The 14,857-nt window shown below is 63.6% G+C and carries 14 protein-coding genes; 1 reads left to right on the top strand and 13 read right to left on the bottom strand.

Going from position 1 to position 14,857, the window contains the following annotated elements; translation table 11 throughout:
- Nucleotides 1–5 precede the first annotated feature (5 nt).
- Nucleotides 6–1,292, bottom strand: coding sequence for an aminotransferase class I/II-fold pyridoxal phosphate-dependent enzyme (locus tag ACQR1B_RS26175; RefSeq protein WP_434834948.1), 1,287 nt, complete (start codon nt 1,290–1,292; stop codon nt 6–8).
- A 337-nt stretch (nt 1,293–1,629) separates the two neighbouring features.
- Nucleotides 1,630–2,427 (bottom strand): helix-turn-helix transcriptional regulator, encoded by a 798-nt coding sequence (locus tag ACQR1B_RS26170; protein WP_434834947.1) that lies wholly within the window; start codon nt 2,425–2,427, stop codon nt 1,630–1,632.
- A gap of 689 nt (nt 2,428–3,116) precedes the next feature.
- Here ACQR1B_RS26170 and ACQR1B_RS26165 point away from each other — a divergent pair.
- Nucleotides 3,117–3,836 carry an acyl-homoserine-lactone synthase gene (locus ACQR1B_RS26165; RefSeq protein WP_434834946.1) on the top strand — a complete coding sequence of 240 codons (720 nt, stop codon included), beginning with the start codon at nt 3,117–3,119 and terminating at the stop codon, nt 3,834–3,836.
- Nucleotides 3,837–3,845: 9 nt separating this feature from the next.
- Here ACQR1B_RS26165 and ACQR1B_RS26160 read toward each other — a convergent pair whose 3' ends face one another.
- The 11 genes from ACQR1B_RS26160 to ACQR1B_RS26110 all read right to left on the bottom strand — a co-directional run.
- Nucleotides 3,846–4,064 carry a DUF2274 domain-containing protein gene (locus ACQR1B_RS26160; RefSeq protein ID WP_434834945.1) on the bottom strand — a complete coding sequence of 73 codons (219 nt, stop codon included), beginning with the start codon at nt 4,062–4,064 and terminating at the stop codon, nt 3,846–3,848.
- Between the two features lie 6 nt (nt 4,065–4,070).
- Nucleotides 4,071–5,276: a TrbI/VirB10 family protein gene (locus ACQR1B_RS26155; RefSeq protein WP_434834944.1), complete on the bottom strand. Its 1,206-nt coding sequence runs from the start codon at nt 5,274–5,276 to the stop codon at nt 4,071–4,073.
- Complete coding sequence (gene trbG, locus ACQR1B_RS26150; RefSeq protein ID WP_434835105.1) at nt 5,273–6,184, bottom strand: P-type conjugative transfer protein TrbG; 912 nt, start codon at nt 6,182–6,184, stop codon at nt 5,273–5,275. Before trbG ends, ACQR1B_RS26155 begins: the two co-directional genes overlap by 4 nt.
- A gap of 53 nt (nt 6,185–6,237) precedes the next feature.
- Nucleotides 6,238–6,921 carry a conjugal transfer protein TrbF gene (trbF, locus tag ACQR1B_RS26145; protein ID WP_434834943.1) on the bottom strand — a complete coding sequence of 228 codons (684 nt, stop codon included), beginning with the start codon at nt 6,919–6,921 and terminating at the stop codon, nt 6,238–6,240.
- Between the two features lies 1 nt (nt 6,922).
- A complete protein-coding gene (gene trbL / locus ACQR1B_RS26140) occupies nt 6,923–8,140 on the bottom strand; it encodes a P-type conjugative transfer protein TrbL (RefSeq protein WP_434834942.1) in 1,218 nt (405 codons plus the stop codon).
- Nucleotides 8,141–8,217: 77 nt separating this feature from the next.
- Nucleotides 8,218–8,946: a P-type conjugative transfer protein TrbJ gene (gene trbJ, locus ACQR1B_RS26135; protein ID WP_434834941.1), complete on the bottom strand. Its 729-nt coding sequence runs from the start codon at nt 8,944–8,946 to the stop codon at nt 8,218–8,220.
- Entirely contained in the window at nt 8,943–11,384 is a 2,442-nt protein-coding gene (gene trbE, locus ACQR1B_RS26130) for a conjugal transfer protein TrbE (RefSeq protein WP_434834940.1), read from the bottom strand. Before trbE ends, trbJ begins: the two co-directional genes overlap by 4 nt.
- An 8-nt stretch (nt 11,385–11,392) precedes the next feature.
- On the bottom strand, nt 11,393–11,656 hold the full coding sequence (locus ACQR1B_RS26125) for a VirB3 family type IV secretion system protein (protein ID WP_434834939.1): 264 nt from the start codon (nt 11,654–11,656) through the stop codon (nt 11,393–11,395).
- Nucleotides 11,656–11,967, bottom strand: a complete 312-nt coding sequence (locus ACQR1B_RS26120; protein ID WP_434835104.1) for a TrbC/VirB2 family protein — start codon at nt 11,965–11,967, stop codon at nt 11,656–11,658. Before ACQR1B_RS26120 ends, ACQR1B_RS26125 begins: the two co-directional genes overlap by 1 nt.
- Before the next feature lie 11 nt (nt 11,968–11,978).
- Nucleotides 11,979–12,944, bottom strand: a complete 966-nt coding sequence (gene trbB / locus ACQR1B_RS26115) for a P-type conjugative transfer ATPase TrbB (RefSeq protein WP_434834938.1) — start codon at nt 12,942–12,944, stop codon at nt 11,979–11,981.
- Nucleotides 12,945–13,195: 251 nt separating this feature from the next.
- A partial coding sequence (locus tag ACQR1B_RS26110; protein ID WP_434834937.1) for a calcium-binding protein occupies nt 13,196–14,857 on the bottom strand: 1,662 nt, incomplete at its 5' end.

Genomic DNA, 14,857 nt, shown 5'->3' with positions numbered 1-14,857 from the left:
GGCAATCAGGCCAACCCGGCCACTGTTTCGGGCTGACGCGATGCCGGAGGGCTCTTGGCCAGAATGCAGGCGCAGAGCCGTTCGACGTCTTCGACGTCGTGATCAGCCGTGAGGCAAACGCGGATACCCGCCTTGCCCTGGGCGACCGTTGGAAAAAAGGTGACGGATGTGTAGAAGCCGGCATCGAGGAATTCACGCGCCATGACGATGGCGGCCGCCTCGGTGCCGACCGTGATCATCCGGATCGGTAGCGAATTGCCGCTATCGGCAGTTGAAATCCGCCGATCGAAAAGATTGATACGCTGGGCTAGTCGCCGCTGCCGCTGGCCAAGTTCTGCCGACTGGTGAATTTGGCACGAGCCCAGAGCTGCCCCGACCGCCGCCAAATTGGCTGCGGCCGAGAATGCATGCGGGAGAGCATATCGCCGGAACAGAGCTTCCTGCTCAGCCGTCCCCAGCATCAGAACGCCGCCCGAGGCGCCGAATCCCTTGCCAAGCGAAGCAGCAATGATCGTGCGATCGCCGAGGTCGTCGCGAAACTGCGAGCGCGCGAAACCCTGGCCCTTGTCGCCGAACAGTGAAACCCCATGTGCGTCATCGATGTAGAGAAACAGTCCATATTGCTGCTGCAGCCTCAGCAGTTCCGGGATCGGCGCATGTCCCCCCATCGAGTAGACGCCGTCACAGACATAGGCGACGACCGGCTCGTCGCGGCACAGTTTCTCCAGCGCCGCAATGTCGTTGTGGGGAATGGTTTCGACCCGGGTCTCGTCGGCGACCACCGGCTTATGATAGGCGAGCGAAATATGGGCCAGGCGATCGAACGCCACGACCGGCTTGATCCCACCTGTCAGAAGGCCGGAGGCCAGGATCGGCATGGCGCCGAGATTGGCCAGCATCACCGTCGAAAATGCAATCACCCGAGCGGCGAAGATCTCGGACAGCGTTGCTTCCAATTCCGAGAGCAGGTCGAAGTTGAGACGGGTCCGAGCGCAAGACCAATGCAAGGAACGATGCGCTTCAATCGCGTCAATTGCGCCAGCCACGATCACGGGATGATTGTCGAGTCCGAGATAGGAGCATCGAACGAAGTCGATCGCCTGATGCCGGTTCCTAAGATCGCCAACGCCAAGCGCCACGGCGCGGCCGCGCAGCGAACGGCCATAGACGGCCATGAGACCGGCATCATGTGCCGCATCGAAATGCGACCGGCTCTCGTTGATCACATAGGCGGTGTTACGAAAGCGTCCCACCGGACGAGCGTTGTCAGACAATTCCGTCGCGTGTTGCATGATATCGCTTCCTCGTTCGCCAGAGGTGACCAACTTGTATTGATGCGCATACAATTAGCTCGGCCGACCGATCGCGCCGATTGCCATTCAGGCGCTTGCGGCTCGCTCTCTCATTGGTAGATCAAGAGCGCTTCGTTGTGCAGCTACCAACTTGGGTAGCGATCGGTGGCTCATCCGTCGTCAGATCGGGGATATTCTGGCACAAGGATTGCTGACGAGTGACAGACGTCACGGTCTAGTGAGTTCGGGCCGATCCGGCCGGTATGCGCAATCATGCCAGGAACGCGTGGCGCGGGGCGGCTGCCATGGCCGCGCCGAAGCGGCGTTCTGTCACCAATCAGACTGGCAGGGGCGGCGTCGCACTAGACGGTGGTGTGTCGATACGCACCGGCATGGATGAGCCGCATAGTCCGGAGTCCTCGAGGAGACCAAGCCTTATCGCCCTCACGACCGCGACCGTCCGGCTGTTCGTGCCAAGCTTTCTCATCGCCTTCTTGAGGTGAAAATTGATCGTGTTTTCGCTGACCTTGAGAATGATTCCGATATCCCAGGATGTTTTTCCCTCCGCCGTCCACTTCAGGCATTCGCGTTCGCGCGGCGAAAGCTCGATCGACTTGTTGCCCATCGCTGGCTGGGCAAGCTCACCAAATGCAACATGGAACTGACACGCCAAGGCGTGAAGGTGCTTGATATGCCGGACGGGGTCGGCATCATCGAAGCGGGATGCGAAGGATAGAACAGAGATGCGCCCCGATGGCCCAAACAGCGGCACGCTGACGCCGTGCTTGAGACCGGCTTCGCGGCTCTCATGAAGAACCAATCGTTCGCCATCTTGCAGCTGCTGCTCGAGCAGCTGATCCCACATGAACGGTCCCCTGTAGGACGCCGTTCGCCTGACGACCGGATCGATCTCGTGATACCTGCGCTCGAAATAGTGCTCTCGCCAATCGAGGGGAAAGTTGAGAGCGATGGCCGGCATCGGGTGCTCTGGCAGCCGTACCGTCTCTTCGTAGTTCAAGGCACCATAGGCCAGCTGGCCAAAGCCTTCATCGGCAGCAGAACCGATCAAGAGATCGAACAGGTCCGACAGCGACCGCGTGCGGTTTGCACAATCGATGAAGCTGAAGAGGTCCATTGCTACCTCACGGCAGACAAAGCTGCGCAAACTTCGCATCAGATGTGATCGTGAAAGAGAATCGGTCTCGGCGTCCCGATCGCCGACGGTCCGTTCTTGCCCCCTCGTCGGCCCCCACAAAGGCGAGAAGCAGGCGCTTGCTTGTCCAACCTTCAACCCCAACCTGAGGTAGACCATACCATCATACAGTCCCTCGTGCAATTGAGGATCACATGCGCCGATCCGTCGGAAGCCGTGACGTCATGTACATTCCACATCTTCCAGGATCGTTGCCCGGACGATCTGGCCGACTCCGTCGGTCAGGCCGCGCGGCAAAAGGCTACCAAATAGGCATTATTTGACCTCGCTCAACGTTCGAGGGATTGCGGGTATGCGTGACGGGCAGACCGCTCACACGCGAGGCATCTGCCATGGCGCACAACTGAAGCTTCGCAGCTATCCCACGCTGGCTCGTTCAATCGGCCACGGTCAGCCTTGCTAAAGTCAAAAACGCCACCCGATCACAACCCAGAATTGCGCCAAATTGTAGGTGATATTGAGGCACGATCGAACAGATGTCGTCGCCTGAAAAGGCGGCGATAGCTGTCGCCACTCTGGAGCGAAGCAGCTACTCAACTAGGTAGCTCCCCGGCTGACGCTGTGCCGATTAGTCTCTAGCTCTCTGTCATTTGGTTTACGGGAAGAGGCTCATGCGTACGCTTTCAATCAAGTGGGACACAGTCCATCGACATGGCGAGGCGTGGATTTCACACCACCGGCTGCGGTACCGGATGTTCGTCGAGCGCCAGGGGTGGACGGTCCCCCATTATCAGGACTTGGAATATGATGAGTTCGACACGCCGGCGGCAACCTATATCCTGGTTGTCGACGAGCACGAACAGGCTCTGGGCACAGCACGGCTCATTCCAACGGTGCGCCCTTACATGATCGAATCGTTGTGGCCCAACCTGGTGGATGGGCGACTGCCTCGTTCGGCGCAGATCTGGGAAGCGTCGCGATTCGGCTGCGATCGTACATTGAGCGCCGCCGGCCGGCGCAGTGTGGTGGGCCGGCTGATACAGGCCTGTCAGGAATTCGGCCTTGCCAACGGCATTACATCATATCTCGGCGTCATGCCGGTCTGGATCTTCCAGAATGTCATTGCAGCCCACGGCTGCCCGGTCCGGCCGCTCGGACCCACGCTTGCACTCCACGGCCACGACATCGAGGCCGCCTATATCGAGGTCTCGCCAGCGGTCCTGGACGCGGTTCGTGAACGTACGGGACTCCGGCAGGCGCTGCAGGACGCCGGGCCGCTCCAGCCGACACCACCCCCCCTGTCACCCGCACTGGCCATCAGCGGTCTGCCGGAGCCGGAGAAGACTTCAGCCTTGGGGACCGGGCTGGGTCCATTCGCCGAAATTGGATGACGCAGCGGTTCAGCGGCGGCGCTTCGATTTGGCAAAGACCCTGTCGGTGGCCATGAAACGCATCACCATCACCGCAGCCAGCCTGGCTGGATCAGGAGCCGGCTGACCGGCGTCTTGAGCCACAAGCTTCGCATAGGCCTGCAGATCCCGATGGACCGTTGCCGGCAGCTCGACCGTGAGCTTGACCGGCCTTTCATCGGGCAGTGCGGATATCTTGAGTTTCGTCATTTCCCGTCACCCCTGATACGGCTCGAGCACGAGATCGCGATTCACGATCACACGCACCGGAAACCCTGGCCGCACGGTCAAGGTCGGCTGGATGTTGGCTTGCTGACGGACGAGCGGTTGGCCGGTTTGGCTCATGGAGTTGCCGCCCCCCCGACGCAGCGCCTGGACGATCGCGGCGTTGTTCGTATTCAGATCGGCGCCTGCGTTGACCTCCCCGCCCACCGAGAGCAGCGTCGAGAGCAATGCCACGCCGACCAGTTGCCCCCAGTGATTGTCGACCTCGTCGGACAGACCGGAATAGCCGGCTGCGTCAGCTCCCTGCTGCCGTTCGAGTACGATCGAGCGGCCATTGGGCATGATCAACCTGGTCCAGACCAGGAGCACGCGCGATTGTCCGGTCGTCACCTGGCTGTCGTAGATCCCGATCAAGCGCGCTCCCTGCGGAACCAGCAGGACGCGTCCCGACGGAGAATCGAACACATTCTCGGTGACCTGTGCGGTGATCTGTCCCGGCAGATCGGAGCGAATCCCCGTGATCAGCGCGCCCGCAATGACGGTTCCAGCCTGGACTACATAGGCAGATGCCGGCCGGATGAGCCGGTCGGGGCTCGTCGTCCTGCGATCGACCGGTGCATTGACGAAGGCCTGCTTGCGGTCCTGGCCATTCTGGCTGACCCCGTCGTCCGGATTGGACACCGCCGCCGTGTGTTCACTGCTGTGAGCGAGGCTCGCCGCTGCCTCGGGTCCCCGAACGTTGATCGAGGCAAACAGCCGGCTGACGCGCGCGGCTTCCCGCTCCTGCTCCTGACGAAGCTGATCCTGGTCGGGCGTCGCCGCGAGGGCCTGCTGCTGCGCCGCCACGATCGGCCTGCCGAGATCGCCGGGCAGCGGCGGCCCGATGGCGGGAACATTCTTGGGAAGACCGGCATAGTCACGCGGCAGGGCCGATAGCCCGTCAGCGATGTCGTGATGCTCTGTCCTGTAGAGCTCGTTCACGCCGGCCTGTCTGGGCCCGTCGACCTGCAGTGCCCAGATGATGGTGCCCCCGATCACGAGCAACGCCAGTGCGCTGCCGCCGGCCAGGACACGGCGCGACAGCCGCGTGACCGGAGGCAGGTCTCCGCTCAGGCGCATGATCCTGGCGCGCCGCTCGGCCTTGTCCGCCACAGACGGCGCTTGCGAGGGCGGGGCCTCGTTCTCCTTGCTCGTCACAAGGAGGCTCCGTCGGTCCGGACAATCCTGACTTTGCGCTGTTCGTCGGCGCCGAGTCGCAGTTCGGCCGCGGCAAACAGTCGGTCGACGATCAGGGTGTTGCGGAAGGTGCGGTAATTGACGATTTCCAGCGCGCCATCGGAGCCGATGACGAACAATGGCGGCAACTCACCCTGCACGATGCCGGGGGCGAACTCGACATAGACCTTGCGACCATCGTCATAGGCATTGACGGGCCGCCACGGCGGGTCGTCGCCCTCGATGCGATAGCGGAAGCGCCGCAACGCTGGATTGGGCAGCTCCGGCCTCAGAGCGAGCTGGCGGGCTCTCGTCTCGGCATTCTGTGGATAGTACCAGGCCACGGCAGGCATATAGGGCTTGTCGCGGGCACGCAGCTCGAGCAGATAGGTTCGCCGGTCGGTGTTGACGACGAGATTGGTCTCGAGAGCCGCGCGCGTCGGCTTGACCAGGATGTGGACGCGGCGGGTCTCGCCCGCACCGCTCTCGGTGTCGCCAACGACCCAGCGAACCGTATCGCCTGCGGAAACCGGGCCCGATCCCGTGAGCTGCTCCCCCTCCTCGAGCATGATATCGGTGATCTGCCCGGGTGCCGCATAGATCTGGTAGAGCGCGCCGGGACTATAGGCGTAGATCTGCGTCGCGTTGAAGTAGCCCTTCTGTCGCGGTTCGACCCGGGCCGCGCTGTTGGCCGCCTCGACGCGGCCGAGCGGCTCGGCTTCTTCCGGGGCCCCCGCTTTGCCGCCGAGCGAGACGTGCCAAGGCGGCGGAAGGTGAATCGGCCGCGGCCTGTCATCCAGGCTGGCGGGCGGTGCCGGCAATGGTGGTGCTTCGCTGTCATAGCTGATCTTCGGTGGCTTCGTCGTCGCGCAGTTGCAGAGCGGCACCATGGCCGCGACTGCGATCAGCAATCGGGCGCGCAGAATAGGGATGATCGTCGTGCTCACTGCGACAGCTCCTTCGACCAGTTGATGGCATGGACGTAGATGCCGAGCGGATTCTTGCGGAGGCGATCCGCGTTGTCCGGCATGGCGAGTACGATCGTGACAATCGCGGCCCAGCGTTCGGTCGCGCTCAACGCGCCGTTCTCATAGCGCCGCTCGACCCAGGCGATCCGGAAGCTGTCGGGCGAGGCGCGGATGACGCTGGAGACCTCGACCGAGACCTGGATCTTGCCGAGCTTCGTGAAAGGATCGTTGGACCGGGCGTAGTCATTGAGCGCGGCGGCACCGCGGTCGGTGGTGAAGTCATAGGCGCGGAGCCAGTTCTGCCGAAGCACGATGCCGTCGGCCGGCAGGCCTCTGATGTCCTCGATGAAGCGGGCGAGATGGAAAGCAACCTGCGGATCGGTCGGCATGTAGTCGGCCACCGCCGGTGCCACACGCTGGACCTCCCCGAGATGGCCGACCTCGACCACCCACGGCGTCACCGTGCCGCGCGTCGATTGCCAGATCAGGGCGGAAGCAAAGCCGGCCGCGAGCCCGAGACAACCAAAGGCCACCAGCCGCCAGTTCTTGGCCTGGACCCGCGCCGATCCGATGCGCTCGTCCCAGATCTGGGCTGCCTTCTGATACGGCGTGACCGGCTCGGGCGTACGGCCATAGTGAACGGATGGGCGCTTGAACATGTCAGGACTTCCCCTCGGAGAGATCGACGGCGCCGCCGTGTCCACCGTGCTCGGCACTGCGCACGGCCTGGGTGGTCGTGGACACACCGCGGTGAATCGCTTGGGCCTTCACGCGCTGCGCCCAACGCGGTGAGGCGGCCGGGTTGCCGCCCTCTGCTCGACCTTGGCCTTCAGCTCCGCCGCCTTGGGCTGCGACCTTCTGGCGCAACGGGCTCGCGACGGAGGCTGCGTCCTCCGCGACGCTCCCGCCGCCGCGCAAGACGCCGGACACACCAGATCGAAGCGAGGCTGCGGCGCGCGTGGCCCCCGAGATGGCGCCACCAGCAAGGCCGGCGCCTCCTGCGGCGAGCCCGGCTCCGGCCACGAGGAGACCGCCGGCCGCCAGTGACGCACCAGCGGCACTGCCAGCGCCGAGTTGCGGACCGCCCGAGACCAGACCATTGGCAATGCCGGGTCCAAACAGTCCAAGGCCGAGCAAGGACAGCGACGCCAGCACCAGAGCCATCGCACTCTCGATCGTCGGCTGATCGGCGCCCGAGGCTCGCGTCACCTGTCCAAACAGCGTCGAGCCGATCCCGGAGGTCACGGCGAGCACCAGGACCTTGATGCCGGACGAGATCACATTGCCGAGCACACGTTCGGCGGCAAAGGCGGTCTTGCCGAACAGGCCGAACGGGATCAGCACGAAGCCGGCGAGCGTCGTCAGCTTGAATTCGATCAGGGTGACGAACAGCTGGACCGCCAGGATGAAGAAGGCGAGCAGCACGACCATCCATGCAAACAACAGGACTGCGATCTGGACGAAATTTTCGAAGAAGCTGACGTAGCCCAGGAGGTTCGAGATCGCCTGCAGGAGCGGGCGCCCGGCGTCCAGACCGACCTGGGCGATTCGGCCGGGCCGCAGGAATTCCGCCGTCGACAGCGCCGATCCAGACGCCTTCAGGCCAAGACCGGCAAAGCTCTCGAAGACGATCCTGGCGAGGCCGTTCCAATTGCCGATGAGATAGGCGAACACCCCGACGAACAGCGTCTTCTTGACCAGACGGGCGATGATTTCGTCTGCGCCGCCCCAGGCCCAGAACAGCGCCGCCAAAATGATGTCGATGGCCACCAGCGTCGACGCGAGATAGCTGACCTCGCCGCCAACAAGGCCGAAGCCGCTATCGATCGACCGGGTGAAGGTCTCGAGGAACTGGTCGATGATCCCCGTTCCCGCCATGGCGCAATCTCCTCAAGCCGCCGCCCATCAGTTCCAGCCTGTGCTGGACCAGATCAGGGATCGAGCGACGCTCGTTCTCAGTGAAACATCTGCACGTCCGAGGGCTGGTAGCCCTGCCCCGGCGCAATGAAACGCCGCAGCTGCTCGCGGCCCTGATCCTGGGCAGCCGCGCGTTGCGCCGTGTCGAGGCTCTGCGCCCTGCCCTGAGCGACCACGGCCGCTGTCAGATCGGCGAGCTGCTGCGCCTGCAGTGCCAGCATCTGGTTGCCCGCCTGGGTCACCTGCAGCGCACCGGTGGCACCCTGGCTTGCCGCGACCAGCTCGGCCGACTGGCTCCTGACGGTATCGAGATTGCCAACCACGCCCGCCTGGATCTTCAGCGCATCCTGCAGCGCCGCGACCGACGTCTGCCAGCGCGACTGGGCGTTGTTGACCAGGTCCTGGGCGGCCGCGCTGCCCGTCGCCGGCGCATAGGTCGTCGCAAAGGCGCGATCGATCTGCTGGACGTCGTAGGCCAGGCGCTGCGCCTGTTTGAGAAGATCCTGCGTACGCTGGATCGACTGCTGCAACTGCGCCAGCGAGGAGTATGGCAATCTCGCCAGGTTCTTTGCCTGGTTGATCAGCATCTGCGCCTGGTTCTGCAGCGACAGGATCTGATTGTTGATCTGCTGCAGCTCGCGTGCAGCGGTCAGCACGTTCTGAGCATAGTTGTTGGGGTCGAAGACGACGAGCTGAGCCGGCGCCGGCGCTGCCCCGGCCAGAAGCAGCACCGCGAATGACACGCCCCACCGGTGATTGCGGATCATCGGCGCATGTCCAGATTATCGAGGCTCGGAATGACGTCAGCTGCCCAGCCGACCTGGCGGTGCCGCAACCACGCCGCGGCAAAAGCCTCCTTGCCGGCACTGTTGAACACCTCCGAGATGGCGGCCTGATCGGCTTTGGACGATGCTGCCGCAAAGGCGAGCGCAACCTCGCCGAGACCGAGCTCGAACATGCGGTTGCCGCGGCGTGACTGGCAGTAATAGTCCCGCTTCGGGACCGCGCGACTGACGAGCTCGATCTGACGATCATTGAGACCGAAGCGGCGATAGATGCTCATGATCTGCGGCTCGAACGCGCGCTCATTCGGCAGCAGAATGCGGGTCGGGCAGCTCTCTATGATGGAAGGTGCGGTCGGCGAGCCGTCGATGTCGGACAGCGACTGCGTGGCGAATACGACCGAAGCGTTCTTCTTGCGCAGGGTCTTCAGCCACTCCCGAAGCTGACCGGCGAAACCGGCATCGTCCAGCGCCAGCCATCCCTCGTCGATGATCAGAAGCGTCGGACGGCCATCGAGCCGCCGGGCGATCCGGTGAAACAGATGGGCGAGCACGGCCGGCGCAGCAGCCGTTCCGATCAGCCCTTCGGTCTCGAAGGCCTGGACCGATCCATCGCCGAGCGCCTCGTGATCGGCATCGAGCAGCCGGCCATGTGCGCCATCGAGGCAATACGGCTTGAGCGCACGCTTGAGGCTGTTCGATTGCAGCAAGACCGAAAGACCAGTCAGCGTGCGTTCCGCCGGCGGTGCAGAGGCCAGCGAGCTCAGCGCCGACCACACATGCTCCTTCGCCTCCGGGGTGACCACGATCTTCTCGCGCGCCAGGAGGCTCGCGATCCACTCCGCGGCCCAGGCGCGCTCCGCCACATCCTCGATTCCGGCAAGGGGCTGCAGCGAAAGCGAGCTCTCGCTCTCCGTCGATAGCGCCCCGCCGAGGTCATGCCAATCGCCGCCCATGGCGAGCGCTGCAACCCGCATGGAGCCGCCGAAGTCGAAGGCAAAGATCTGCGCGCCGGGATAACGTCGGAACTGCAGCGCCATCAGCGCCAGCAGCACCGACTTGCCGGCGCCGGTTGGCCCGACCACCAGCGTATGGCCGACATCGCCGACATGGAGTGAGAAACGAAACGGCGTCGCTCCCTCGGTGCGGCCAAACAGCAGCGGCGGAGCCTTCAGGTGATGGTCGCGCGTCTCGCCGGCCCAGACCGCCGACAGCGGGACCATATGCGCAAGATTGAGGGTCGAGAGCGGCGGCTGACGGACATTGGCGTAGCCATGCCCCGGCAGGCTGCCGAGCCAGGCTTCGACGGCATTCACGCTCTCGGCCATGCAGGTGAAGTCGCGGCTCTGAATGACCTTCTCGACCAGGCGCAGCTTCTCGTCCGCCCTTGCCGTGTCCGGGTCCCAGACGGTCACGGTCGCCGTCACATGGGCCTCGCCGACGTCATCGGAGCCGAGCTCCTGCAGCGCCGCGTCGGCGTCGACGGCCTTGTTGTGGGCGTCGGTATCCACGAGGCTCGCCGCCTCGTTGGTCATGACCTCCTTCAGGATCGCGGCCATCGACTTGCGCTTGGCGAACCATTGCCGGCGGATCCGCGTCACGAGCTTCACCGCATCCTGCTTGTCCAGCATGATGGCGCGGGTCGACCACCGGTAGGCAAAGGCGAGCCGGTTCAGATCATCCAGGATCCCCGGCGTGGTGGCCGACGGAAACCCGATGATGGTGAGCACGCGCAAATGGACTGATCCGAGCATCGGCTCCAGCCCGCAAGTGAGCGGCTGATCGGCCAGCAGCCCATCCAGATGCATCGGGATCTCGGGGACACGGACGCGCTGACGCTGGGTCGAAATGGTCGAATGCAGATAACTCAGCACGGCCTCATCGCCGAGCCAGCCGCATTCCGGCATGAAGCCGGCAATCAACTGCAGAACGCGATCGGTGCGATCGATGAAGCCGCGCAGGATCTCCCGGCCATTGACGCCATCCGACTGCGGATGGCCCTCGTAGAGCACGCGTTCGGAACGCGCCACATCCTCGCGCGGAGGCAGGTACAGGAACGTCAGATAACAGCTCGATTCGTAGTGAGCGCCCTCCTCCTCGAACTGCGCCTTGCGTTCCGCATCGACCAGGGCGGATGCAGCATCCGGGAATGTGCCAGGCGGGTAGGCTCCCGCCGAATGACGCTGCGCCTCGACGAAAACGGCCCACCCGGATCCAAGCCGCCGCAGCGCATTGTTGAGACGCGCGGCAACCGCAACCAGCTCGGATTTGACCGAACTCTCGAGATCCGGTCCGCGAAACCGTGCCGTCCGCTGCAGCGAGCCGTCCTTGTTGAGCACGACGCCCTCATCCACCAGCGCCGCCCAGGGCAGGAAGTCCGCAAGGCGGATATTGGTGCGGCGATATTCGGCGAGATTGAACATGACGGGCCTCACTGACCGAGATGACCGGGAATGCGCAGGTGACGGCGCATGACGTCGACGAAGGATGGGTCGCGCTTCGTGGCCCACACCGCGACCATGTGACCGATGAACCAGAGCAGCAGGCCGAAGAACCAGAGCCGCAGGCCCAAGCCCAGCGCGGCCGACAGCGTGCCGTTCACGATCGCAACCGAACGCGGCGCGCCGCCCAACAATATCGGCTCGGTCAGTGACCGGTGGACCGGAGCGACGAAGCCTTTGACCTCCTCATCCATCAGATCACCACCCCGCCACCGAACGAGAAGAACGACAGGAAGAAGCTGGACGCAGCAAACGCGATGGAGAGCCCGAAGACGATCTGGATCAGCCGCCGGAAGCCGCCCGAGGTCTCGCCGAATGCCAGCGACAGCCCCGTCGTGATGATGATGATCACCGCGATGATCTTGGCGACCGGTCCCTCGACCGACAGCAGAATCTGATTGAGCGGCTGCTCCCATGGCATGTTCGAGCCAGCCGCGTGAGCAGGAGCGCCGGTCAGCAGCGCGAGCACTCCCCCTACCGCCAGACGTCCCGGTCGTGCTCTCATCTGCATCTTCATCAGTGATCTCCCAGCGGCGCGAGGATGTAGTCTCCGGATTCAGAACGCCCCTCGACACGCACGAGCTCGCTCAGGCGTCGCTCGGGGCCGCGCCCCGTCAGGACAGCGATGACATTGATCGTCTCGGCGATCAGAGCACGCGGCACGGTTACCACCGCCTCCTGGATCAGCTGCTCCAGCCGCCGCAGCGCACCGATTGCCGAGCCCGCGTGGATGGTCCCGATGCCACCGGGATGGCCAGTGCCCCAGGCCTTCAGGAGGTCGAGCGCCTCCGGACCGCGCACCTCGCCGATCGGAATGCGATCGGGGCGCAGGCGCAGCGACGAACGAACCAGATCGGATAACGACGCCACGCCGTCCTTGGTCCGAAGCGCGACCAGATTGGGCGCGCGGCACTGCAGCTCGCGGGTGTCCTCGATCAGCACCACGCGATCGCAGGTCTCGGCAACCACCGCCAGCAGCGCGTTCGTCAGCGTGGTCTTGCCGGTCGATGTCCCGCCGGCCACCAGGATGTTGCGGCGATCGAGGACAGCCTTTCGCAAGTCACGCGCCTGCGCTGAATTCACGATCCCGGCAGCCACGTAGTCGTCGAGCGCGAACACGGCGACTGCCGGCTTACGAATGGCAAAGGTCGGGGCAGCCACGACCGGCGGGAGCAGCCCCTCGAAGCGTTCGCCCGTGTCCGGCAATTCTGCGGACACGCGGGGCGCTCCCGCGTGGACCTCGAGCCCGACATGGTGGGCTACGAGACGAATGATCCGCTCACCATCGGCGGCGGGCATCGTCTCACCTGTGTCGGCCAAACCAGACGCGAGGCGATCAACCCAGAGCCGCCCATCCGGATTGAGCATGATCTCGGCCACGGCCGGATCCGCGAGATACCTGCGAACCGGCTCGCCAAAAGCGGTCCTCAGCATCCCCGCTCCGCGCGAGACTCGACCGAACTGCGCTGGCTGAGCGTGCATTGATCCCCCCGTTCGGCGAAGCACGCCGTTCGATGATCAAAGCGCTACGACCGCGTACGTGACAACGCGCCCGGGAGATCGATCGCGCGCCAGCGAAGAAACGGATGAGTTCGGCGGATCAAAGCAAGCTGCCCGCCAAACCAACAACGCGTCGGTTCAATCGCTTTCACGCGCCAAAGAACCATAGTGAAACGAAATCGGCGCGCCCGATTTCTCGGACGCGCCGACCGCCATGTCCTCGGCCTCAGTCCCTAAGCATGCCAAGCAGCTGCGATTGATGCCTGCAATGCTGGATCGTTCGGCGCCGTCTGGCTCCCGGCGTTGGTTGGATCGAAACCGGCATGGCTAGATGAATAGCTCGCCATCGCCTGAACCAACTGCGAGATCTGGCTGTCGATCTTGAGACCGCCGGCGGTGATTTCCTGCAATTCTCCGGCGGCCCCGGCAAACCAGTTGTCGACCATCACTCGCGTGCTGCTGCCGAGCACGTCGATCTCCAGATCGTTGCCGTTCTGGACGAACCAGAGGTTCTGATCGGTCAGGCTGCCGGTGAAATCCAGCTCGTTCCGAGACTGCACGTAGGACGGCAGATTGATCGTCGCCTGCCCCGTCGCCGTCGAGACCTGATAGACATTGTTCAGCTGTCCACCATTGGCGACCTCGGCGCCGGCTCCGAACTGGAAGATGTTCAGTCCGTAGTCGTTACCGACCAGGACCCCGCTCGAGGCGCTACCGACCCAGGTGAATGTCTTCACGGCGTCCGCGATCGCCGATCTGTTCCAGACCGATCCGTCTGCGAAGTTGATAGTCGTCAGTCCCTGAATCTGGCTTCCGTTACCCCAGAACTGGAAGTTGACCTTGAACGAATCTCCCGTGCCCGGAACCGACAGCAGCAGGGCGTCACCGGACCGGGTGAGTGTCACCTCGTACGGATTGATGTTCACCAGCCGCAGCGTGTCGTTCCGGTTGTAGCCGGAACCAGGATTGTTGAGCGTGTCGTGTCCATCTCCCTTTGCAAAGACGATGGTATCAGCGCCGTTCCCTGACACCCCCAGGGTGTCGTCTCCGGCACCGGCTACGACCGTCGCACCATCAGCAGGCAGGGTAATCGAATCGTTTCCGGGCGTGCCTCTGACCCAGGCATTCGCTGTGATTGCCGTCCGGTCCCAGATCGTGCCGTCTGAGAAAAGAACCTGCTCAATACCGTTGGTACCGTTGAACTGATTTGTGACCCGCAGCGTTTCGCCAGTTGCCTTGATTTGAACAATCAAGTCGTTGCTAGCGCGGCTGAAGACAACGTCGGATGCACCAAGTCCTGCGAGCTTTAGAACGTCCGTGCCGGCGTTGCTGCTCAGCTCGTTGATGGTATCGTTGCCCGATCCCATGCCGTAGACGTAGGTGTCGCTGCCGGCACCTCCCGCCAGCACATCATTGCCAGCCAGACCGTTGATGATGTCGTCATTCGCAGTCCCGTTCACCGTATCGTTGCCCGGCGTGCCATATATCGGACCAGCGGCCAGAATGTTGAGGATATCCTGCTGAGTCCAACTGACACCGTCCGAAAATGTAATGGCCTTGAGCGGTCCACCGTTGCCAAACTCGCGCTGGATCGTGACGCTCTTACCAGTCGCGAGCACTGTCAAAACGATGTCGGCCCCGCCATTCGGGCGCGATATCACGACACCGGTCGAGGCAATATCGGTGAACTGCAGCGTGCCCTTGAAGTTCTCGCTGTCGGAGACGATGTCGTTGCCGCCGGCCGACGAATATACATAGGTGTCGTTGCCGCCTAGGCCGGCCATGTACTTGTCACCGAGCCCGGCGATCAGCACGTCGTCCCGCCCGCCATAGCCCCAGATCGAGCCACCGACTGCAGCACTCTGGCTATCCAGCAGCATCTGCTGCAGCTGTGC

Origin of the sequence: Bradyrhizobium oligotrophicum (assembly GCF_051168495.1) — a bacterium.
GTDB lineage: Bacteria > Pseudomonadota > Alphaproteobacteria > Rhizobiales > Xanthobacteraceae > Bradyrhizobium > Bradyrhizobium oligotrophicum_A.
This window is presented reverse-complemented; position numbering and strand designations above follow the sequence as displayed.

Excerpts from the sequence above, each read along its gene's own strand:
- ACQR1B_RS26175 (WP_434834948.1), bottom strand. The coding sequence starts at position 1,292 with ATGCAACACGCGACGGAATTGTCTGACAACGCTCGTCCGGTGGGACGC.
- ACQR1B_RS26170 (WP_434834947.1), bottom strand. The coding sequence starts at position 2,427 with ATGGACCTCTTCAGCTTCATCGATTGTGCAAACCGCACGCGGTCGCTG.
- ACQR1B_RS26165 (WP_434834946.1), top strand. The coding sequence starts at position 3,117 with ATGCGTACGCTTTCAATCAAGTGGGACACAGTCCATCGACATGGCGAG.
- ACQR1B_RS26160 (WP_434834945.1), bottom strand. The coding sequence starts at position 4,064 with ATGACGAAACTCAAGATATCCGCACTGCCCGATGAAAGGCCGGTCAAG.
- trbG (WP_434835105.1), bottom strand. The coding sequence starts at position 6,184 with ATGGTGCCGCTCTGCAACTGCGCGACGACGAAGCCACCGAAGATCAGC.
- trbF (WP_434834943.1), bottom strand. The coding sequence starts at position 6,921 with ATGTTCAAGCGCCCATCCGTTCACTATGGCCGTACGCCCGAGCCGGTC.
- trbL (WP_434834942.1), bottom strand. The coding sequence starts at position 8,140 with ATGGCGGGAACGGGGATCATCGACCAGTTCCTCGAGACCTTCACCCGG.
- trbJ (WP_434834941.1), bottom strand. The coding sequence starts at position 8,946 with ATGATCCGCAATCACCGGTGGGGCGTGTCATTCGCGGTGCTGCTTCTG.
- trbE (WP_434834940.1), bottom strand. The coding sequence starts at position 11,384 with ATGTTCAATCTCGCCGAATATCGCCGCACCAATATCCGCCTTGCGGAC.
- ACQR1B_RS26125 (WP_434834939.1), bottom strand. The coding sequence starts at position 11,656 with ATGGATGAGGAGGTCAAAGGCTTCGTCGCTCCGGTCCACCGGTCACTG.
- ACQR1B_RS26120 (WP_434835104.1), bottom strand. The coding sequence starts at position 11,967 with ATGAGAGCACGACCGGGACGTCTGGCGGTAGGGGGAGTGCTCGCGCTG.
- trbB (WP_434834938.1), bottom strand. The coding sequence starts at position 12,944 with ATGCACGCTCAGCCAGCGCAGTTCGGTCGAGTCTCGCGCGGAGCGGGG.